Source organism: Bradyrhizobium sp. Ec3.3, from assembly GCF_000472925.1.
GTDB lineage: Bacteria > Pseudomonadota > Alphaproteobacteria > Rhizobiales > Xanthobacteraceae > Bradyrhizobium.
The window spans coordinates 19,412-39,317 of sequence record NZ_AXAS01000053.1 but is presented as its reverse complement, the minus strand read 5'-3'; the positions used below and the strand labels follow the sequence as shown (position 1 = coordinate 39,317).

General features: G+C 62.1%; 21 protein-coding genes and 1 pseudogene. 12 read left to right on the top strand and 10 right to left on the bottom strand.

The window, feature by feature from the left end:
- Window positions 1-205 precede the first annotated feature (205 nt).
- From YUU_RS0135395 to YUU_RS0135375, 5 genes are all read left to right on the top strand, one after another.
- The gene (locus tag YUU_RS0135395) at window positions 206-1,075 is read left to right on the top strand and encodes an NAD(P)-dependent oxidoreductase (RefSeq protein ID WP_027526603.1); all 870 of its coding nucleotides are present in this window, start codon (window positions 206-208) and stop codon (window positions 1,073-1,075) included.
- A gap of 24 nt (window positions 1,076-1,099) precedes the next feature.
- On the top strand, window positions 1,100-2,377 hold the full coding sequence (gene nhaD, locus YUU_RS0135390; RefSeq protein WP_027526602.1) for a sodium:proton antiporter NhaD: 1,278 nt from the start codon (window positions 1,100-1,102) through the stop codon (window positions 2,375-2,377).
- 148 nt (window positions 2,378-2,525) lie between these two features.
- Window positions 2,526-4,121 (top strand): HAMP domain-containing sensor histidine kinase, encoded by a 1,596-nt coding sequence (locus YUU_RS0135385; protein ID WP_027526601.1) that lies wholly within the window; start codon window positions 2,526-2,528, stop codon window positions 4,119-4,121.
- Between the two features lie 41 nt (window positions 4,122-4,162).
- Entirely contained in the window at window positions 4,163-4,366 is a 204-nt protein-coding gene (locus YUU_RS0135380; protein WP_027526600.1) for a DUF1289 domain-containing protein, read from the top strand.
- Window positions 4,367-4,388: 22 nt separating this feature from the next.
- On the top strand, window positions 4,389-4,901 hold the full coding sequence (locus tag YUU_RS0135375; RefSeq protein ID WP_027526599.1) for a TIGR02281 family clan AA aspartic protease: 513 nt from the start codon (window positions 4,389-4,391) through the stop codon (window positions 4,899-4,901).
- Window positions 4,902-5,016: 115 nt separating this feature from the next.
- On the opposite strand, the gene dusA is transcribed toward YUU_RS0135375, so the two are convergent.
- Together dusA and YUU_RS0135365 are read right to left on the bottom strand one after the other, a co-directional pair.
- Window positions 5,017-6,003 carry a tRNA dihydrouridine(20/20a) synthase DusA gene (dusA, locus tag YUU_RS0135370; protein WP_084801685.1) on the bottom strand — a complete coding sequence of 329 codons (987 nt, stop codon included), beginning with the start codon at window positions 6,001-6,003 and terminating at the stop codon, window positions 5,017-5,019.
- A 221-nt stretch (window positions 6,004-6,224) separates the two neighbouring features.
- Window positions 6,225-7,427, bottom strand: a complete 1,203-nt coding sequence (locus YUU_RS0135365; protein WP_027526597.1) for an ABC transporter substrate-binding protein — start codon at window positions 7,425-7,427, stop codon at window positions 6,225-6,227.
- 103 nt (window positions 7,428-7,530) lie between these two features.
- Between YUU_RS0135365 and YUU_RS59190 the strand changes: the two genes are divergently transcribed.
- The gene (locus YUU_RS59190) at window positions 7,531-7,680 is read left to right on the top strand and encodes a hypothetical protein (RefSeq protein ID WP_156944681.1); all 150 of its coding nucleotides are present in this window, start codon (window positions 7,531-7,533) and stop codon (window positions 7,678-7,680) included.
- A gap of 16 nt (window positions 7,681-7,696) precedes the next feature.
- On the opposite strand, the gene YUU_RS0135355 is transcribed toward YUU_RS59190, so the two are convergent.
- On the bottom strand, window positions 7,697-8,371 hold the full coding sequence (locus YUU_RS0135355; RefSeq protein ID WP_245288185.1) for an alpha/beta fold hydrolase: 675 nt from the start codon (window positions 8,369-8,371) through the stop codon (window positions 7,697-7,699).
- Between YUU_RS0135355 and YUU_RS0135350 the strand changes: the two genes are divergently transcribed.
- The 6 genes and pseudogenes from YUU_RS0135350 to YUU_RS0135325 form a co-directional block, all read left to right on the top strand.
- Entirely contained in the window at window positions 8,319-9,518 is a 1,200-nt protein-coding gene (locus YUU_RS0135350; protein WP_245288184.1) for a LysR substrate-binding domain-containing protein, read from the top strand. The genes YUU_RS0135355 and YUU_RS0135350 overlap by 53 nt on opposite strands.
- A gap of 210 nt (window positions 9,519-9,728) precedes the next feature.
- Window positions 9,729-10,646: a LysR family transcriptional regulator gene (locus YUU_RS52680; protein ID WP_063621778.1), complete on the top strand. Its 918-nt coding sequence runs from the start codon at window positions 9,729-9,731 to the stop codon at window positions 10,644-10,646.
- A gap of 139 nt (window positions 10,647-10,785) precedes the next feature.
- Window positions 10,786-11,769: a quinone oxidoreductase gene (locus tag YUU_RS0135340; protein WP_027526594.1), complete on the top strand. Its 984-nt coding sequence runs from the start codon at window positions 10,786-10,788 to the stop codon at window positions 11,767-11,769.
- Between the two features lie 67 nt (window positions 11,770-11,836).
- Window positions 11,837-13,483 (top strand): GMC family oxidoreductase N-terminal domain-containing protein, encoded by a 1,647-nt coding sequence (locus YUU_RS0135335; protein WP_035664242.1) that lies wholly within the window; start codon window positions 11,837-11,839, stop codon window positions 13,481-13,483.
- 50 nt (window positions 13,484-13,533) lie between these two features.
- Window positions 13,534-13,818 (top strand): YciI family protein, encoded by a 285-nt coding sequence (locus YUU_RS0135330; protein WP_027526592.1) that lies wholly within the window; start codon window positions 13,534-13,536, stop codon window positions 13,816-13,818.
- A gap of 685 nt (window positions 13,819-14,503) precedes the next feature.
- A pseudogene (locus YUU_RS0135325) lies at window positions 14,504-14,764 on the top strand (nitrilotriacetate monooxygenase); the annotation flags it as partial.
- Here YUU_RS0135325 and YUU_RS0135320 read toward each other — a convergent pair.
- The 7 genes from YUU_RS0135320 to YUU_RS0135290 all read right to left on the bottom strand — a co-directional run bounded on the left by YUU_RS0135320 (window position 14,761) and on the right by YUU_RS0135290 (window position 19,906).
- Entirely contained in the window at window positions 14,761-15,690 is a 930-nt protein-coding gene (locus tag YUU_RS0135320; RefSeq protein WP_027526590.1) for a dihydrodipicolinate synthase family protein, read from the bottom strand. The pseudogene YUU_RS0135325 and the gene YUU_RS0135320 overlap by 4 nt on opposite strands.
- An 18-nt stretch (window positions 15,691-15,708) precedes the next feature.
- Complete coding sequence (locus tag YUU_RS0135315) at window positions 15,709-16,509, bottom strand: amino acid ABC transporter ATP-binding protein (RefSeq protein WP_027526589.1); 801 nt, start codon at window positions 16,507-16,509, stop codon at window positions 15,709-15,711.
- Window positions 16,506-17,237 (bottom strand): amino acid ABC transporter permease, encoded by a 732-nt coding sequence (locus tag YUU_RS0135310; protein WP_027526588.1) that lies wholly within the window; start codon window positions 17,235-17,237, stop codon window positions 16,506-16,508. Before YUU_RS0135310 ends, YUU_RS0135315 begins: the two co-directional genes overlap by 4 nt.
- Before the next feature lie 20 nt (window positions 17,238-17,257).
- On the bottom strand, window positions 17,258-18,094 hold the full coding sequence (locus YUU_RS0135305) for an ABC transporter substrate-binding protein (RefSeq protein ID WP_027526587.1): 837 nt from the start codon (window positions 18,092-18,094) through the stop codon (window positions 17,258-17,260).
- A gap of 116 nt (window positions 18,095-18,210) precedes the next feature.
- The gene (locus YUU_RS0135300; protein WP_245288183.1) at window positions 18,211-18,513 is read right to left on the bottom strand and encodes a DUF4286 family protein; all 303 of its coding nucleotides are present in this window, start codon (window positions 18,511-18,513) and stop codon (window positions 18,211-18,213) included.
- A gap of 11 nt (window positions 18,514-18,524) precedes the next feature.
- Window positions 18,525-19,478, bottom strand: a complete 954-nt coding sequence (locus YUU_RS0135295) for a dihydrodipicolinate synthase family protein (protein ID WP_027526585.1) — start codon at window positions 19,476-19,478, stop codon at window positions 18,525-18,527.
- Window positions 19,475-19,906, bottom strand: coding sequence for a MaoC/PaaZ C-terminal domain-containing protein (locus YUU_RS0135290; RefSeq protein ID WP_011086090.1), 432 nt, complete (start codon window positions 19,904-19,906; stop codon window positions 19,475-19,477). Before YUU_RS0135290 ends, YUU_RS0135295 begins: the two co-directional genes overlap by 4 nt.

Genomic DNA, 19,906 nt, shown 5'->3' with positions numbered 1-19,906 from the left:
TCGCTCATCATCCTAGCACAGGAGACCTTCAAACGAAGCCGTTGCCCTCCGGCCTCAAGGGTTTATGGTGCGCCTCCGATCCGCCCCTTTGGGGGCGGAACCGCCAAAACCTCTTCAGACCAAAACCTCTTGAAATTCTGACCCGGCCGCCTCAAAGGCCGGTCAAAACCGCAAGAACACCCCAAGCACAAGCAAGGTCACCCATATGGCTAAAGTCGCTTTCCTCGGTCTCGGCGTCATGGGCTTCCCCATGGCCGGCCACCTCGTCAAGAAGGGGGGCCATGAGGTCACCGTCTACAACCGCACCGCGGCCAAGGCGAAGGAATGGGCGGACAAGTTCGGCGGCAAGACCGCACCGACCCCGAAGGCGGCCGCGGAAGGCCAGGATTTCGTGATGTGCTGCGTCGGCAACGACAACGACCTGCGCGTGGTGACGATCGGTCCCGACGGCGCGTTTGCCGGCATGAAGAAGGGCGCAACCTTCGTCGACCACACCACCGCCTCCGCCGAAGTCGCGCGGGAGCTTGATGCGGCCGCCACAAAGGGCGGCTTCAAATTCGTCGACGCCCCCGTCTCGGGCGGACAGGCCGGCGCCGAGAACGGCGTCCTGACCGTGATGTGCGGCGGCGCCCAGGACGCCTATGCCGGCGCCGAGCCGATCATCGCGGCCTATGCGCGGATGTGCAAACTGCTGGGACCTGCGGGCTCCGGACAGCTCACCAAGATGGTCAACCAGATCTGCATCGCAGGCCTCGTCCAGGGCCTCTCCGAAGGCATTCACTTCGCCAAGAAGTCGGGCCTCGACGTTGCGGCGGTGATCGACACCATCTCCAAGGGCGCGGCGCAGTCCTGGCAGATGGAGAACCGCTACAAGACCATGAACGACGACAAGTACGATTTCGGCTTCGCCGTCGAATGGATGCGCAAGGACCTCTCGATCTGCATCGCGGAAGCCCGCCGCAACGGTGCCAACCTGCCGGTCACCGCGCTGGTCGACCAGTTCTATGCCGAAGTCGAGAAGATGGGCGGCAAGCGCTGGGATACGTCGAGCCTGCTCGCGCGGCTGCAACGCTGATGGCCGCTTAAACCCGGACCTGTCTTGCTGATCGCGATCGCCGCAATTTTCGTCGTTGCCTACGCGGCGATCGCGCTCGAACATCCGCTCGGCATCAACAAGAGCGCGACCGCGCTCGTCGGCGCCGGCCTGCTCTGGACCGCCTACGCGGCCATGACCGGCGATCAGGCGCTGATCAGCCGGCAACTCGACGAATCCGTCTCCTCCACCGCGCAGATCGTGTTTTTCCTGATCGGCGCGATGACGATCGTCGAGGTGATCGACGCCCATGACGGTTTCGAGGTCATCACCTCGCTGATCCGCACCACGAGCCAGGCACGCCTCATGTGGCTGGTCGGCTTCGTGACGTTTTTCCTCAGCGCGATCCTGGATAATCTGACGACCACCATCGTCATGATCTCGCTGATCCAGAAGCTGATAGGCCGGCGCGCCGACCGGCTGCTGTTCGCCTCCCTGATCGTCATTGCGGCCAATGCCGGCGGCGCCTGGACCGTGATCGGCGACGTCACGACCACAATGCTCTGGATCGGCGGCCAGGTTTCGCCGCTGAGCATCATGTGGGCGGTGTTTCCGGCGGCCCTCGTCAATCTCCTCGTTCCCCTGCTCATCATCAGCTTTGTAGTGCGCGGCAAGGTCATCGCCCCGCCGCCGCGGGAAGATCGGCTGCAAGGCGTCGAGTTGTTTGAACGAAACATGATGTTCTATCTCGGGCTCGGCACGCTGATCGCGGTGCCCGCATTCAAGGCGGCCACGCATCTTGCGCCCTTCATGGGCATCCTGTTCGGGCTCGGCATCCTCTGGATGGTCGGCGAGATCATCCACCGCCACAAGGACGAGCACGTGCGACGTCCCCTCACCCTGGTGCATGCACTGACCCGGATCGACATGGCCTCGGTCGTGTTCTTCGTCGGCATCCTGCTCGCGGTCGCCTGTCTCGAACATGCCGGCCTGCTGGCGACGCTCGCCCGATGGCTGGATACGACCATCGGCCGGCAGGACATCATCGTCGTCCTGCTCGGCCTGCTCAGCGCCATCATCGACAACGTGCCGCTCGTCGCCGCGACGATGGGCATGTACGGCCTCGCGCACTACCCGCCCGACAGCTTCATCTGGGAGTTCATCGCCTATTGCGCCGGCACCGGCGGCTCGATCCTGATCATCGGCTCGGCCGCCGGGGTTGCCGCCATGGGGCTCGAGAAGATCGAGTTCTTCTGGTACGCCCGCCGCATCGCGGGACCGGCGCTTGCCGGATATCTGGCCGGGGCCATGGTCTATATCGCGCAGCACGCGGTGGTGCACTGAGCCGGCCTTTCGCCGCACTTCGATACGCCGAATTAACTCTCCGTTAACGCAATTCTTTAGCTCCTTAAGTCAGCTCTTAAGGATTTATTGCCAGAGATAGAGAATGCAGAAGGCCCGCGTCGGCGTGGGCAGGAATTCGTGTTGCTTGATGAGTAACCCCGCTGAAAAGCCCGAGGTCGTGCAGCTTCCGGCCGAGCCGGCGAGCGTGCCATCGGCGAGCAGTCGCCGGGCTGCAGCGCAGCGGGTGCGCGAGGCGCGCGACAAGTTAACGTCGACCAGCGGAACAAGGCCCGCCTTCGACAGCGAAATGCTGCGCCAATATGCGCAGACGCGGCTGTCGGCATCTTACGTCGTGATGCTGCTAGTGGTCGCGACCGGCCTCTTGTTCGGGCTCTGGATGCAACCGGTTCCTGCGGCGCTCTGGACCGTCGGCATGCTCTGCATCCACGCCGCGATGATCCGGAGCTGCCGCCGCTATCTCGCCGAGCCGGCGTTGCCCGCCGTCACGCGCAAATGGCGCACGCGCTTCGTCGTGCTCGACCTCCTCTATGGCCTGTGCTGGATGGCGATCCTGATCCATCCCGTGCTCGACGTCGTCACGGAAACGCTGATGATGTTCCTGATGCTGCTGGTGATCGCAGTATCGAGCATGCTGGCGGCCAATCTGCCGATCGCCGCGCTTGCGGCCACCGCGCCCGTTGCGGTCGCGATGGCGCTGAGCTTTGCGATGAGCGGCTCGCTGGACAATTACATCCTGGCGGCGCTGTCGCTCGCCGCCGAAGGCTATTTCGTGCTTCTGGCGCACCGGCTGCACTCCTCGACCTTCGCAACGCTGGAGGCGCGCGCGGAGAAGGACGCGCTGATCGGCGAACTGGAACAGGCCAAGGCGATCTCGGACGAGGCGCGGCACCGCGCCGAATCCGCCAACGTCGCCAAATCGCGCTTCCTCGCGCAGATGAGCCACGAGCTGCGCACGCCGCTGAACGCGATCCTCGGTTTCTCCGAGGTGATGAAGAGCGAGATCTTTGGTGCGCACGCAGTGCCGGTCTACAAGGAGTATTCCGCCGACATCCATAATTCCGGCGTACATCTGCTAAATCTCATCAACGAGATCCTCGACCTGTCCCGGATCGAGGCCGGCCGTTACGAGCTGAACGAGGAAGCGGTGTCGCTGGTGGGCATCGTCGCCGACTGCCATCATCTGATGAAGCTGCGCGCCTCGAGCCGCGGCATCACCATCCACGAAGTCTATGAGCAGGCGATGCCGCGGCTGTGGGCCGACGAGCGCGCGATCCGCCAGGTCGTGCTCAATTTGTTGTCCAACTCCATCAAGTTCACCCCGCAGGGTGGCGATATCTGGTTGAAGGTCGGCTGGACCGCCTCGGGCGGGCAATATCTCTCGGTGAAGGACACCGGCTCGGGCATCCCCGAAGACGAGATCCCGGTCGTGCTCGCCTCCTTCGGCCAGGGCTCCAACTCGATCAAATCGGCCGAACAGGGCGCAGGCCTTGGCCTTCCCATCGCCAAAAACCTCATCGACCTGCACGGCGGCACGTTCACGCTGAAATCGAAACTGCGCATCGGCACCGAGGTGATCGTCACCTTCCCGCCGGAGCGCGTGATGAGCGCGCTTGCGCCCATGACGGAAGAAGCTCCGCCGCTGCAGCCCGATGGTGCCGCTGTCACGGACGAGAAACGCCGGCCGCGCCACAAGCCGATCATGAGCGCGGGCACGGGTTCCTGAGATGCTTGCAGAACTGCCCAGCGATCCTTCACTATGCGGGAATGAGCAAAGATACGCCGTGCGTCGCCGTCTGCATGATCGACCCCAAGACCAAGCTGTGCTTCGGCTGCGGCCGCACACTGCCGGAAATCGCGCGCTGGCACGCCATGGAGCGAGCCGAACGGCTCGCCCTCATGGCGCAGCTTCCGGCGCGCATGGCGGATGCAGGACTTTCGCCGATCAGTCCGGCATCGAAATCCGCCTGACGCTGACGAACGGAGGCGCGCGATGAGCCGCCTCTTCCTGGTGCTGTTACTGTTGACCGCGACCGCGGGCGCTGTGGTCGCTTACAGGGACCCCGAGCAGGTCGCTCGCGCCAGCGACACTGTCTCCGATCTCATGCGCCACCGCACCAGCCTGAAGACGCGCGCCGTGGAGGTCCAGCGCGGCCGCGGCGGTGAATTCGCGCTGCAGGCACGGATCAACGGCGTGCCCGCGCCCATGGTGGTCGACACCGGCGCGACCTCCGTCGTGCTCACCTATGAGACGGCCAAGGCAGCGGGCCTGCCGCTGGAGCTGCTTGACTATGACGTCGACGTCGAGACAGCCGGCGGCCGCACCAAGGCGGCGCGCCTGACGCTGGACCGGCTCGCGATCGGCAAGCTCGTCGAGCGCTCGGTGCCGGCGCTGGTGGTGCCGCACGGCACGATGAAGACCAACCTGCTCGGCATGAGCTTCCTCGACCGCCTCGAGCGCTGGGAAGTCCGCGCCGACCGCCTGATGCTGCACGGCTACCCCTAGACACGAGCGACATGGCCGGCGCCCCGAAAGATCGCCGGTGTGGCTTTCAATCCGCCGAACAACGAAGAGCCGGATCGCCGATCCGGCTCTTCGCTTTCAACATCCAGAGGTGTCGCTATTCCGCGGCTTCCGCCACCGCGCGATCGCTGACGCGCGCGATCGCATCGCGAAGAACATCGAGCCCGGCGCCTGGCCTTGTGCCATGCTCGGCAAGATGGCGGCGGAAGGCACGCGCGCCGGGCACGGCATGGAACGCGCCGACGAAATGCCTAGTGATGGCGTGCAGCCGCGTGCCGCGCGCAAGCTGCTCGGCAATGTAGGGCGTCATAGCTTCAAACGCGGCCTGCATCGTCGCATGCGGTGCGGCTTCACCGAAGAACTCCGGATCGACCGCGAGCAGCCGCCACGGATCGTGATAGGCCGCGCGCCCAAGCATCACGCCATCAACGTGGGCGAGATGGGCTTTCGCCTCCTCGATACCGGAGATCCCTCCGTTGATGATGATGGGCACGTCGGGCATCGCCCGCTTGAGCCGATAGACACGATCGTAATCGAGCGGCGGGATGTCGCGGTTCTCTTTCGGCGACAGGCCGTTCAGCCAGGCTTTTCGGGCATGCACGATCAGCACATCAGAGCCCGCCGCGACCACCGCGCGCGCCAGGGCATCGAGCGCGACTTCCGGATCCTGATCGTCGATGCCGATACGGCACTTCACCGTCACGGGCACGCGCACGGCGCGTTTCATCGCATCCACGCACGAGGCCACCAGCGCGGGCTCGGCCATCAGGCACGCACCGAAGCGGCCGTCCTGTACCCGGTCGGACGGGCAGCCGACATTGAGGTTGATCTCGTCATAGCCGAAATCGGCGCCGATCTGTGCCGCGAGCGCAAGCTCGCGCGGATCCGATCCGCCAAGCTGGAGCGCCACCGGATGCTCGCTAGCGTCGAAGCCAAGCAGCCGCGCCCGGTCGCCATGAATGACCGCGCCGGTCGTCACCATCTCCGTATAAAGCAGCGCATGCCGGGTCAGATGACGATGGAACACCCGGCAATGCCGGTCGGTCCAGTCCATCATGGGGGCGACAGAAAATTTCCAATCCATCTCAATTGCTTAACCGCAACACCAGCTCAATGCAACAATACGCTTTTGGACCCCGTCCGCGGAGGCATGTCCGATCCAACTAAAATATCGAAAACAACCCCATGCAAAGTAGCATCGCGATTGTGCGGACGCTTCCGGCGACCATGGCACGAGCCCGGGTCCCGCTTATCGCATTCCCGGAGTGCGGCCGATACGGACCTGCCGCTCGCCTCGAGCTCCCGCTACTGCTTCAACAATGCACACTTGCTTTCTGAAAGCGGAATCGCTGTTTGATCTCCAGGGATCGTTCGGACGATGCGATAGTAATCCCAATCGCCCGTGGACTCGGATGGAGATTTGACTTCCACCAGATACATATTCCGGATCACCCGTCCATCTTGCCGCACAAGGGCGTTCTTCGATACCGCATCCTGGACCGGAAGCTTGTGCATTTGGGCAGCGACGGCCTTGCCATCCTCAGTGCCCGCGACCTGCATGGACTTCAGATAGTGCAGTACTCCCGAGTAGACACCCGCTTGAATCATGCCTGGCTTCTTGCCAGTCCGAGCCTGGTACTTGCTCGCAAACTCTCGACTACTTTCGTCACGATCCCAGTAGTAAGCGGTCGTTACCAGGAGGCCCTTGGAACTGCTTAATCCAAGCGCCCTGATATCGCTTATCACCACAACGAGACCAACCAGCTTTTGTCCGCTCCCGGCGAGGTTGAACTCGGCCGCCTGCTTGATCGAATTGATCGTGTCGGCTCCCGCGTTTGCCAGCCCGACAATCTCAGCCTTGGATGCCTGAGCTTGAAGGAGGAAGGACGAGAAGTCACTGGTGCCGAGAGGGTGACGAACATTTCCAGTAACAATGCCGCCGTGGTCCTGCACAGCCCTGGATAGGTCTGCAGCCATCTGATGGCCGAAAGCGTAGTCTGCGGCCAGGATGAACCACTTCTTGCCGCCGTTCTCCAAAACCGCCCGGGCGGTGCCAGCCGCTTGGGAGTACGTGTCCCACATCCAGTGAAATCCTGTCGGCGAGCAATCTTCATTGGTGAGCCGCGTCGTTCCGGGACCAACGGCGATAGTTATCTTGCCGCGTTCTTTCGCCAAGTTCTGAACGCCGATTGCGATTGCCGAATTGGTCAAGTCAGTGATCATGTCGACGTTATCGGCATCAAACCATTTCCTTGCCGTCGAGAGCCCGATATCGGTCTTGTTTTGATGATCGGCTGCCACAATTTCGATCTTCTTTCCAAGCACTCGGCCACCGAATTCCTCGACAGCTAATTTCGCAGCTTCCACGGAGCCCAGACCACCGAATTCCGCGTAGAGGCCAGTCTGATCGTTCAGGACGCCGATCCGTATGACGTCGCCCGATGCGTATGTTGGGCTCGCAGAGATCATTGCTGTTGTTAGGAAGAGTGCCGATGCAAGCTTTGACATCTGTTGCCCCCTGGTTTGTTCTTGACGTTTGTATTCGCAACGATGCCGTGCGCTGCGTGATGCAGAGCTTGAAATCGTTGATCGGCCGTCTCCACGGTCAAAGATGAAAAACGATTTTGCAGTTCTGCTGGCAGCCATGGCCCGGTTCTGGAAGCCGGGGGATCCGAATGGCAAACTTGAGCGCAGGCCGCCTTTGGCGCCCGCGCTCGTTGCCCGTGACACGGTTCAAGAAAAAAACGCGCTCGACAACTGAGCGCGCCAGGACGCCACTACTTTGGCGCGCCTGCCGTAGCTGCGAGGATCACTTTTGCAATCTCGGCCGGCTGCGAAATCTGTGGCGTGTGCCCGGCTGGCAGGCTCACAACATGAGCCGAGATCTTCTCGGCCATCGCCTTCTGCAGGGCGGGCTGAAGCATGCGGTCTTGCTCGCTCACCACATACCACGACGGCCTAGTCTTCCAGGCAGCGGTGGTGACCTTCTCCTCGAAGTTCTTTCCACGCGTAGGGGTTTGCGTCGCGGCCATCAGCCGGGTTTGATCAGCCGGAACGTCTGGGGCGAGGTGTTTCGACACTCCCTCAAGGCTGAGCGTCAGGAATCCCTCCTTGTCTGCGAGAATGTGCGCGAAACCTGAGGGTGTCGGGTAATCCTTGGACACGTCCGCGACCGATTGCCCTTCGGATGGAGCGAATGCGGCGACGTAGACCAGCGCTTTGACGCGCTCGTGCTTGCCGGCTTCCGTGATGACGACGCCACCCCACGAGTGTCCCACCAGGACAACGGGGCCGGTCTGATTGTCGAGCATGCGCCGCGTGGTCGCAACGTCGTCGGCCAGCGAGGTCAGCGGGTTCTGCACGGACACGACCGTCAGCCCTTTCTCCTGGAGCAAGGGAATGACCTTGTTCCAGGCCGAACCGTCGGCAAACGCGCCGTGGACAAGCACCACCGTGGGCTTCTGCTTATCGGGCGTTTCAGCCGAGGCTCCCGTTGAGGCTAGTGCCGCGCCGCCCAAAGCGGCAGCAAAGACGGCTCTCTGTGTGAATGATCGCATTGGATTTTCTTCCAGGTTTGAGCTGGCCGGGGCCAGCAGATGGCGTAATGCCGATTGCAATGCCGCGACTGTAAGATATACAACAAATCTGGATAAATCGGCGAAATTGATCGATACAACAAACGGTTTGTTTCAAATGGATCGATTGGTATGCATGCGAGCTTTTGTAAGCGCGGTCGAGCTCGGCTCCATTTCTGCTGCCGCGGCCGAACTTGACCTGTCCTCGCAACTGGCGGGCAAGCAAATACGGACGCTAGAGCACGGCCTGGGAATCAAGCTGCTGAACCGCACGACCCGTCGGCAGAGCCTGACCGACGGCGGTCGCGTGTTCTACGAGCGGGCGAAGAACATCCTGGCGGAGATGGAGGCGGCCGAAGCGCTGATCGCGGAAACCCGCTCGACGCCGCGGGGGCGGCTAAGAATCAGCGCGCCCATTACCTTCGGAAGTCACGCGCTGGCACCTGAAATCCCGGCATACCTGAAGCAACATCCGGAGGTGTCCGTGGACATCAGTCTTACCAATCGGACGGTCGATCTGGTGGACGAGGGTTTCGATGTTGTTTTCCGCACTGGACCACTTTCGGACAGCGCATTGCTGGCGCGACATCTGGCCTCGCTTCGAATGGTTCTTTGCGCGGCGCCGGACTATCTCAAATCAGCGAAAAAACTGCGCAAACCAGAGGATCTGCAGCACCACGAATGCCTCGTATTCTCGCACACGTCGCTTCGCACGCAGTGGTCGTTCGAGGGACCGCACGGTCGGGAGACCGTCCCGATCACGGGCAGATTCTCCACTGATAGCGGCGAAGCGCTTCGTGCAGCTGCCGTGGCAGGTATGGGTGTGCTTCTGCAGCCGCACGAACTCGTGGCCGACGAGATCAAGACGGGGCGTCTCGTGAGGCTCTTGCCAAAATACGAACCCCCTGCCCGTCCGTTGCACGCACTGTACGCTCCCGACAAACGAATGACACCGAAGCTGCGGAGCTTCCTGGACTATGCAGTTCAGAGGTTCGGCGAGAAGCAGCGGAGTGCTGATGTGTAAGCAAATCGGACGAGGGCCAGAAATTGGGCCAGAATATTGTCTCCATGTCCTTCGGTTGCAATTGTTTTTGGCAGCCCAATCTTCCGAGACGGCTTTGCGGCTTCGCGATATGGTCGCGGCAAGCAGCGTCAGGCTTTGCTGCCGCGCATAACCCGCAGCCTGGGAGATAAGACAGAACCGCCCCTGCATGACGTCCAACAGGAGCCCAGCTTGGATTGGAACGATCTCCGATACTTTCTCGCGGTGGCGCGAGCGCACAGTCTAACGGAAGCTTCGAGGGAGTTGCGGGTGAGCCAAGCCACCGTCGCCCGGCGGATTGCCGCGCTCGAGAGCTCGCTCAAGACCACATTGTTCGCCAAACGCCCGGACGGATATGTGTTGTCGGAAGCCGGCGAAGCCTTCTTTCCTCCTGCAGAAGCGGCGGAGGCCCAACTGCTCTGGCTGGAGAGAGGCGCCACGGGGCCATCAGAACAATTGACGGGTATCGTCCGCCTGGCCATCCCCGAATTGCTGGGACAACACCTGATCATCCCAGGGCTTGCCGGATTTCAACAGCGGTATCCGCAAGTGCAGCTGGAGGTGATAGCCGACGTCCGACCGCTGCGGCTCTCGCAGCGTGAGGCCGACGTCCTGGTACGCCTGGTCCGGCCAACGCAAGGCGACTACCTGGTGCGCCGCATCGGAAGCATCGCGCTGGGATTGTATGGTTCGCGCGCCTACGTCGAAGCCCACGGGGTCCCCCGAACGGCAGCAGACCTCGAAAAGCATCGCTTGATCGGATGGGATCCTGTCCTGGCATTTCTCCCGCTGGCACGCTGGTTGTCGGACATCGCTCCTGAACCGAACTTCGTATTTCGTGCCCATACGATGGGCGCTCAACTGGTCGCAGCGGAAGCCAGCCTTGGTTTGGCCGTGTTGCCTGCCTTCATCGCCAATCGACTTGGCCTAGTACGTGTGCTTGAGAGTGAGCCGCCTTTCATTTCCGACATTTGGCTGCTGCAGCAATCGGAATCCCACGCTTTGACCCGCGTTCGCTCTCTCGCCGACCACGTCGCAGAGACGATCACCGATGCTGCGCCGCAATTAATGAACATAGCCGGGCCCGAGGCTCCTGTCAGTTCCGGCTAGGCCAACGGCCCTCCAATAAGGCCGGCAGGCAAATTTCCAATTGTGAAAAACCACTCTGCAATATTGGTGCTGGCTCTCCTTTGATGGGGTTTGGATAGAGTTCGCCGAACTCTCCTCTTCCAAATCAAAGGGAACTCGAATGCCAGTGACGGCACATGCACTGAAATTCTCGAAGGTTGGTTCTCCGGATGTTCTCGAATGGACGACGGAAGAACTTCAGCAACCGGCAGCCGATCAGATCCAGATCACTCAGCGCGCGATCGGCGTCAACTATATCGATATCTACCATCGGAGCGGTCTCTACCCGCTGCCCTTGCCGAGCGGTGTCGGCGTCGAAGGCGTTGGAATCGTCGAAGCTGTCGGCGAGAACGTCAAGAACTTCGTTCCTGGTGACCGCGTGGTCTATGTCGGCGGCCCCCCAGGCGGCTATGCCTCAGCCCGCAACGTTCCGGCCGCTCGCGCTCTCAAGCTGCCCGACGACATTCCGACCGAAGTCGCTGCGAGCCTCATTTTCAAGGGACTGACCGTCGAATATCTCATCCGCCGCTGTCACGAGGTGAAAAAAGGCGACGCCGTCCTCTTCCATGCCGCAGCAGGCGGGATCGGACTCATCGCGGGCCAATGGCTCAAGCATATCGGCGCAACGGTTATCGGGACCGTCAGCTCGGAAGAGAAGGCCAAGCTCGCACGCGCCAACGGATATGATCATACAATCATCTACACCAAGGAAAACTTCACGGAGAGAGTCCGCGACATCACTAGGGGTGAGGGAGTCTCAGCGGTATACGATTCTATCGGCAAGGATACCTTCGCAGGCTCCCTGGATACTCTCCGTCCCCGCGGCATCTTGATCAGCTTCGGAACGGCCTCTGGCCACGTCCCTCCACTTGATCTCGCTCAACTCGGCGCCAAAGGCTCACTCTTCGTCACCCGACCGTCAATCGCCCACTATACAGCCAAGCGCGAAGAACTCGAAGCCGCAGCGGACGCCCTCTTCGAGGCGATCCGCCTCGAACATTTAAAGGCAATCGAGACGAAGACCTATCCTCTTCGGGAAGCGGCGCAGGCCCACCGCGATCTCGAAGGCCGCAAGACTGCAGGCTCACTCATCCTCGTACCGTGAATCCGCCGTGACGGCGGGCTCTCCCGCCGTCACGGAGGTGTCAACGCTGAAAACTGCACAGCACCCAATGAGCCGGAGGAAACAGTTGGCCGAGAACAGCGGATTCTACGACTACATCATCGTCGGCGCGGGAACCGCTGGCTGTCTCCTTGCAAACCGACTTACCGCAAGCGGCAAGCACCGCGTTCTTCTGCTGGAGGCAGGAGGCAAAGACGACTACCTCTGGATCCACATCCCGGTCGGATATCTATATTGCATCGACAACCCGCGAACCGACTGGTGCTACAAGACGGACCCCGAAGCCGGCTTGGGCGGACGCCAGATCGGTTACGCGCGCGGCAAGGTGCTCGGTGGATGCTCATCAATCAATGCCATGGTCTACATGCGAGGACAGGCTCGGGACTACGACCTCTGGAGCGAGCTGGGAAACGCCGGCTGGAGTTGGAAAGACGTTCTGCCCTATTTCATGCGGCACGAGGATTTCGTTCACGGCGAGGACGATGAACATCATGCCGGCGGCGAGTGGCGCATCGAGGAGCAGCGCCTCCATTGGCCGATCCTTGACGTTTTCCGGGATGCCTGCGTCGAGGTTGGAATCCCCGCAACTGCTGATTTCAACAGGGGTAACAACTCGGGGGTCGGCTACTTTCAGGTCAATCAACGTCGCGGCGTTCGCGTCAACGCAAGCAAGGCCTTCCTCAGACCGGCGAGGAATCGATCGAACCTGACCGTCGTCACACACGCGCATGCGAAACGGATACTATTTCGATGCGGGCAAGCAACGGGCGTCGCTTTCGATCAATCCGATACCGATGTCATCGCGCACCTCAATGACGGCGGCGAGGTCATCCTTGCCGCGGGCGCGATTGGATCCCCCCAGCTTCTCGAGCTTTCGGGCGTGGGCCAAGGGGCCCGCCTCCAGAATTACGCGATCCCCGTTGTGCTCGATCGGCACGGCGTTGGCGAAAACCTTCAAGACCATCTTCAAGTGCGACTCACTTACAAGGTGAGTAATGCCCTGACCTTGAACCATTTAGCCTCGAAGCTAAGCGGCAAGGCGCGCATCGCGCTGCAGTATGCCTTTTTGCGGCGGGGTCCCATGAGCATGGCGCCAAGCCAGCTTGGTGCCTTTGCAAAGTCAGATCCGTCTCAGGAAATGCCGAATCTACAATACCATGCTCAGCCACTCTCCTTGGATCGCTTCGGAGAGCCCCTTCATCGCTACCCAGCCATTACCGCGAGCGTATGCAACCTGCGACCGGCAAGCAGGGGCTCGGTGCATCTCGTATCGCCAGACTTCCGAAATCATCCTTCGATTCGACCAAACTACCTCGATCATCCGCGTGACCGCCAGGTCGCCGTGGACGCCGTCCGACTTACTCGGCGGATCATGGCGACGAATGCCTTTAAGCCGTACATGCCGGAGGAGGTCTTGCCAGGCGCGCATCTCGATACCGACGAGGAACTCGCGCTTGCCGCTGGAAACATAGCAACAACAATTTTCCATCCGGTTGGCACAGCGCGAATGGGTCAGGACCGGAATTCGGTCGTGGACGAGCGCCTCCGTGTACACGGCATAGACGGCCTCAGAATTGTCGATGCTTCCGTCATGCCGACGATTACTTCGGGCAACACCAACGCCCCGACACTCATGATCGCTGAGAAAGGAGCTTCGATGATCCTCGATGACCGACGCTCGGCGATCTCGGTGTAGCGACTCGCCCTTCAGGTCCTACGCCACCACAAACAGAAAGGCCCACAGCGATGCTCTTCGCCATTCACTGCCTCGACTATCCCGACTCCGTCGACCGACGGCTCGCACTATACGACAAGCACAAGGCCTACCTACAAGCGAGCCCGATGAAGATCGTTATTGCGGGACCCATTTTGGCCGCGGACGGCGAAACGCGGATTGGAAGCATGCAGCTCGTCGAGGCCGACGACATCGAGATGGTCCGCCGGTTCAACCAAGGGGATCCGTTCTTCAAGGAAAAGGTGTGGAACGAGATCAGGATCAACGGCTTTCTAAAGCTCACTGACAACAGATGACCCGGGCACTGCCGCGCGCCAACCTATTGGCTGAACCATGCCGCAACAATTTTCAATTCTTGATTGGATCAACCATTGGCGAGCGCGCTGTCTGAAACGGCGCAAGCCCAGTGCCGAAGGCCTGCTCACATTAGCTGTCGCAAGATCTTCCTTGATCTCCCGGTGCACACGTCGTGCACACGCCGCCCTCTAACGCATTGAAAATCTTGAACTCTCGCTCCAGTCCATCATGGGAGCCACGGAAAAGCGATAGGCTTGCAATTTCAATGCATTGACCTCTGTCCGTACCATTCGATGATATCAAGATATTCGTAGGCGGCTGACCATTTGCAAAGGACTATTCCTTCGCCTGAACGTGCGTCCCATGCAAGTGGAACAAAAAAACCTGGGAGACATGAGAGAGCCATGCCGTTCACGTTTGCCACAACGAGAAGCATCTGGGTCCATCTTCCGCGGGGATGGGCCAAAACTTCAATAGACGGTGAACGGCCTGCTCAAAATCAGACAAATCTTCAGATTGAGACGACCCGCCACCAACGAGAACTGAATCGAAGAACGCCCGCGCCGGACTTGCCAGGGATGGTTGGTTAGGCTCCTTGGCGGCTTTCGGTCCGCAGAGTGGTCACGTTTTTCACCGCGTTTTCGGCGGGATCATCGGCTCCTGGGCGCCTCTGGAACAGCCTGCCTCGCCGCCGCCCGCGGCCATTGGGTGCTGTGTGGCTCTGCCGAGCGCATCGCCGACACGCTCCAGCTCTGGTTCGAGGAGCATGCCGCCGACGGCTTCAACGTGATGCCGCCTTACTTCCACGAGGGCTTCGAAGACTTTGTCCAACTCGTCGTGCCGGTCCTGCAGGAGCGCGGGCTGTTCCGTGCGGATTACGAGGGCACGACATTGCGCGATCATCTCGGCCTCGCGCGGCCGGCCAATCCGTTCTTCGCAGCTTAGAGCACGCCGGCGACGCACAGTGCCTGCTCAAGCGCCTTCAGCTCGCCCGACGTCGCCGGCGGCTGTGGCGGCCGCGCCACGTCGCATGAGAGGCGCCCGAGCAGCTTCAGGCAGGCCTTGAGCCGCACCGTCGCGCGTCCTCCCGGCGTGTCGCGGTAGATCGCGACCGCGAGGGGATAGAGCTTCTCGTGCGCGGCGCGCGCCCGCTCCCAATCGCCGGCCTCCGCCGCGGTCCAAAGGCCGACCACGAGCTCCGGCACAACGCAGGCAAGGCTGACCTGGCTGCCGGCGGAGCCCACGAGGTAGCTCGTCAGCAGATGCTCGTCGCCCGAGCCGAGCACGACGAAGTCCGGCCGCAGCTTGCGGATCAGCCTGAGATGCTGTTCGTAGGCCGCGACTTCCCAGCTGCCTTCCTTCACCGCAACGAAGCGCGGATCGGCGGCGAGCCGCGCAAGCAGCGGCGGGACGTAAGCCATCGCGCCCGCGCCGACGGGCGCGGCATAGAGCATCAGCGGCGCGGCCGTCGCATCGCGGATGCGGCGGTGATGCTCGATAACGCACTCATCGGCGTGGCCGAGCGCCCAGCTGTTGGGAGGAAACACCAAGAGCCCGTCCGCGCCGGCCTGCTCCAGCGCAGCCGCCTCGCGCGCGGCCTCCAGGCTCGATTCATGATTGACGCCGGAGACGATCAGGCAGTCCTTCGGCGCGTGCTGGCGCGCCAGCTCCACCACGCGCCGCTTCTCGGCCAGCGACAGCACGAAGTTCTCGCCGGCGTGGCCGTTGACGAGCAGCCCATTGATACCCGGTGTGGACACGACCGACGTGAGATGCACTGCGAGCTGCACCTCGTCGACCTCGAAATCGGGCGTCATCGGCACGATCGTCGCGGCATGAATGCCGCGCAGGCGGTCGCTGAATGTTCGCATCTTCGCCGACATCGCCAGCTAATGAATGATCTGGTCGAGGAACGTTCGCGCCCGCTCGGACTTCGGATGCTTGAAGAATTCTTCCGGCGCGGCCTGCTCGACCACCTTGCCCTCGTTCATGAACACGATGCGGTCGGCGACCTCGCGGGCAAAACCCATCTCGTGGGTCACGCACAGCATGGTCATGCCCTCTTCCGCGAGCTTCTTCATGGTCTCCAGCACCTCCTTGACCATTTCGGGGTCGAGCGCCGAGGTCGGCTCGTCGAACAGCATGATCTTGGGCCGCATGCACAGCGCCCGCGCGATCGCAACACGCTGCTGCTGACCGCCTGACAATTGCCCTGGAAACTTTTCGGCCTGGTCGGGAATCCGGACCTTGGTCAGGAAATGCATGGCAAGGTCCCTGGCCTTCGACTCCGACATGCCGTTCACGGTCATCGGCGCCAGGATGCAGTTCTCCAGCACCGTCATGTGCGGGAACAGATTGAAGCTCTGGAACACCATGCCGGTGTCGCGCCTGATCGCGTCGATGTTCTTGCGCTGCCGATCGAGCTCGATCCCGTTGACGCAGATCAGCCCCTCATCGTGCTTCTCGATGTGGTTGATGCAACGGATGAGCGTCGATTTGCCCGAGCCGGAGGGACCGCAGACCACGATCCTCTCGCCCTTGGCGACCTTGAGGTCGATCTGGTCGAGCGCGGTGAAGTCGCCATAGTGCTTGTAGACCGCCTCCATGCGAACCGCGGGAACCTCTCGCAACTGCGGCTGCGCCATCGCGCCTTCGACACCACTCGCCGTATTCATCGACATCTCGCTCATGCCCGGGCCTCCACGCTAGCCTGTGCGACCGGCGCCCTCGTCGCGACCTTCCTGGATTTCGCAACACTCGATCTACCGAAATGCTTTTCCAACCGTCGTTGCACCGCATCCCAGACCGAGGTGAGGATCAGGTAATACGCCGTTGCCGCCGCATAGACTTCGAGGATCTGGAAATGCTCCTGCATCAGCATGTCGCTGCGGCGCATGAGCTCCTCGACCGAGATCACGGAGGCGAGCGAGGTCGCCTTCAAGAGCGAGTTGATGGAGTTGCCGAGCGGCGGGATCATCAGCCGGAACGCCTGCGGCAGGGTCACGCGGCGAAACGTGACCCAGGGCGACAGGCTGAGCGCCCAGGCGGCTTCGCGCTGACCCGCCGATACCGCCATGAAGCCGCTGCGCACGATCTCGGCGAGATATGCCGCCTCGTTGAGGATGAGCCCGACGAGCGCGCAGGTGATCACGCTGAACTTGATCCCCAGCTGCGGCAAGCCGCTGTAGATCACGACGAGCTGGATCAGGAGCGGCGTGCCGCGGAAGAACCAGATATAGAAGCGGGCCGCGCCCGCGAGCACGGGGTTAGACGACATGCGCAGCAACGCGATGCCCATGCCGAGGATCAATCCGCCGACCACCGCCGCCACCGTCAGGCCGATGGTGACGAGCACTCCCTTCATCAGGAAGTAGTTGAAGAAGTAGCTGACGGCGGCCGTCGGACTGAAATGGCTCATCGGCTGGTCTCCGTAGGGTATCAGGCCGGACCGGGGCCGGCGATTGCGAGCGGCCGGTCGGCCGGCATGCTGGTCAGGCCGAACTTGTCGAACAGCGCCTGATAGCTGCCGTCGGCGCGCATCGCGTTGAGCGCCTTGACGACGGCGTCGACCACCGCCTTGTTGCGGAAACCCAGCGTCGTGCGCGCGGTGCCGAGACCGCTCAGCACTTCCTTCACGCGGCCGCGGCTGGTGAGATCGCGCGCCACGCTATCGACGAGCAAGGCATTGTCGACCTGTCCCGCAAGCAGAGCGCTGACTACGTTTGTCGCGGTGGGGAACGTCCGCATCTCGACGGCGGCTCCACCTTTCGCCACGCTGGCATCGCTGAGCTTCTTGAGCCAGTTCATCTGGTAGCTGCTGACCTCGACGGCGGACGATTTTCCGATCAGATCGTTTTCGGTAGCAATTTTTGTGCCGTTGTCGGGAGCCACCACGACTGAAATGGCCTGAATGGCGTAAGGCACCATGTACATCAGCTTGGAGCGCTCCTCGGTCCAGAACATGCCGGTGTCGATGCCGTCGATGCGTGCCGCGTTGAGCGCGGGAATCATTGCGGGAAAGTCCATCCGGACGAGTTCGACCGGAAGACACAACCGCTTGCCGAGCTCGGCGGCGAGCTCGACGTTGAGGCCCTGCAACTGGCCGTCCTTGTCGACGAATTGCTGCGGCGGATTGGTCGGGTTGATGGAAAGCTGCAATTTCCCGGGCGCGATCAGATTGTCGTCAGTGATCGCTGGCGTACAGGCGGCATGCACCGCCGTGGATGCGAGAACGAGCGCAATAGCGGCAATCAAGCGAAGCAGTGTCGAGAACATTTTGAACCTCCAGTAAGACGCCAAAAACCAGATCCTCGCCGGCCTTCCCCTCAACGTTCTTGGATGCGGCCAACCGGATCTTTTCGACACGGCCGGCTGCATCATCAGCGATCCCCTCAAGCCGGTCCAGGCATCGGCCTGAGCTGGATGCGCATGAAATTCTTCACCAGGGATTCGAACGGACCAAAACCCTTCACCTTCAGGAACTCCGGCGTCTCGAATGCCCATCGCCCCGCGACTTCGTACATCGCGGCATATTTCGGCCCATCGCCAATCGAGACGAAGCGCTTTGCCGAGAGCCAGCCGGGACAGGCGAGCAGATCGGGAAAATGCTTCTGCTCGTACCAGGCGTTGAACGCAGCCTCGTGCTCGGGATCGATGTCGACCCGCACGATATGGATGAAGGCTTCGTCCCGCATCGGCACGTCCCTCATGCCAGACGGATGTCGCCGGTCGCGCGCGCGGCGCCGACCGTCGTTGCGATGGCGTCGCATAGCGCGGGCAGAACCGGCAGCAACGGCGGCCGCGGATCGGCGTTGCGGATCAGGCCGAGCGCCTTCAGCCCCACCTTCATGCGCGTGTGCATGTCCATGATCGGCGCAGGCCCGTAGATGGCGCGGACGATCGGATAGAGCCGCTCGTTGACGGCGCGCATCGCCTTGAGGTCGTCGGCGAGCGAGGCCTGCCACAGCGCGACGAACAGATGCGGCGCGAGGCTGACGAGGCCGGAGAGAATACCGTCGCCGCCGACGGCGAGCTGCGGCAGGAACCAGTTGAAGTTCGACGGCAGGATCGCGACGGAAGCGTCGGCCTGCTTCACCGCCCGCCGGTTCTCGTCATAGGCGAAGATAGTGTCGCTGCCCTCCTTGATGGCGATGACGTTGTCGAGCGCGGCGATCTTGGCCAGCGTCTCCGGCGAGTAGCCAAATCCGGATGCCAGCGGATACTGGAAGATCGACACGGGAATTCCGATCGCGGAGCTGACTGCCTGCACGAAAGCCACCGGCGCGCGCGAGGTCGCCGAGGCACCGCCGCCGAGCGGCGCGGGCGGGAACAACACGGCGCAATCGGCGCCGGCCGCTTCCGCGAGCTGGGCCTGATGGATTGCCTCCGCGGTGGAATGCGCGATGATGCCTGATAGCAGCGGCTTGCCGCCGATCTGCTGGCGTGTCCGCTCGATCACCGCCTGACGTTCGTCGTCCGAGAGCGACCCGCCCTCGCCGGCATGGCCGTTGACGAACACCGCCGCGATGCCGTCCGGACACGCGCAATAGTCCAGCACGCGGGCGTAGCCGTCCCAGTCGATCGAGCTGTCGTCCCTGAAGGGCAGCACGGTCGCGACCGTGACGCCGCGCAAGCCTGGTTTCTTCATTGCCTTGCTCATGACGGTTTCCGCCGTGGAAATTTCAGGCTCGCGCGTGCCTTCAGCACTTCGAGGCCGCCCTCGTTGCGCGCGCTGGCTTCCCAGATGATCGTGCGGGTCTCGTCGTGCTGCTCGGCGATCCAGACGTCGAAGGTGAGCGTGTCGCCGTAGAACACGGGACCGGTGAACCAGAAGCGGTCTTCCACCGACACGCCGATGGTGCCGACCAGCTCGCTGGTGAGGATGCTGGTGCAGAGGCCCGCGACCATGATCCCCGGCGCCAGCCTACGGCCAAAGCGGGTCGCGCCGGCATAGACCTCGTCGACATGAACGGGGCCGAAATCGCCGGTCGCGGCGATATAGAGCGCGCCATCGGCCTCGGTGATGGTCTTGCTCAGGCTGACCCTGTCATTCACCTTGAGATCGTCGAAGGACTTTGGCTCGTACAT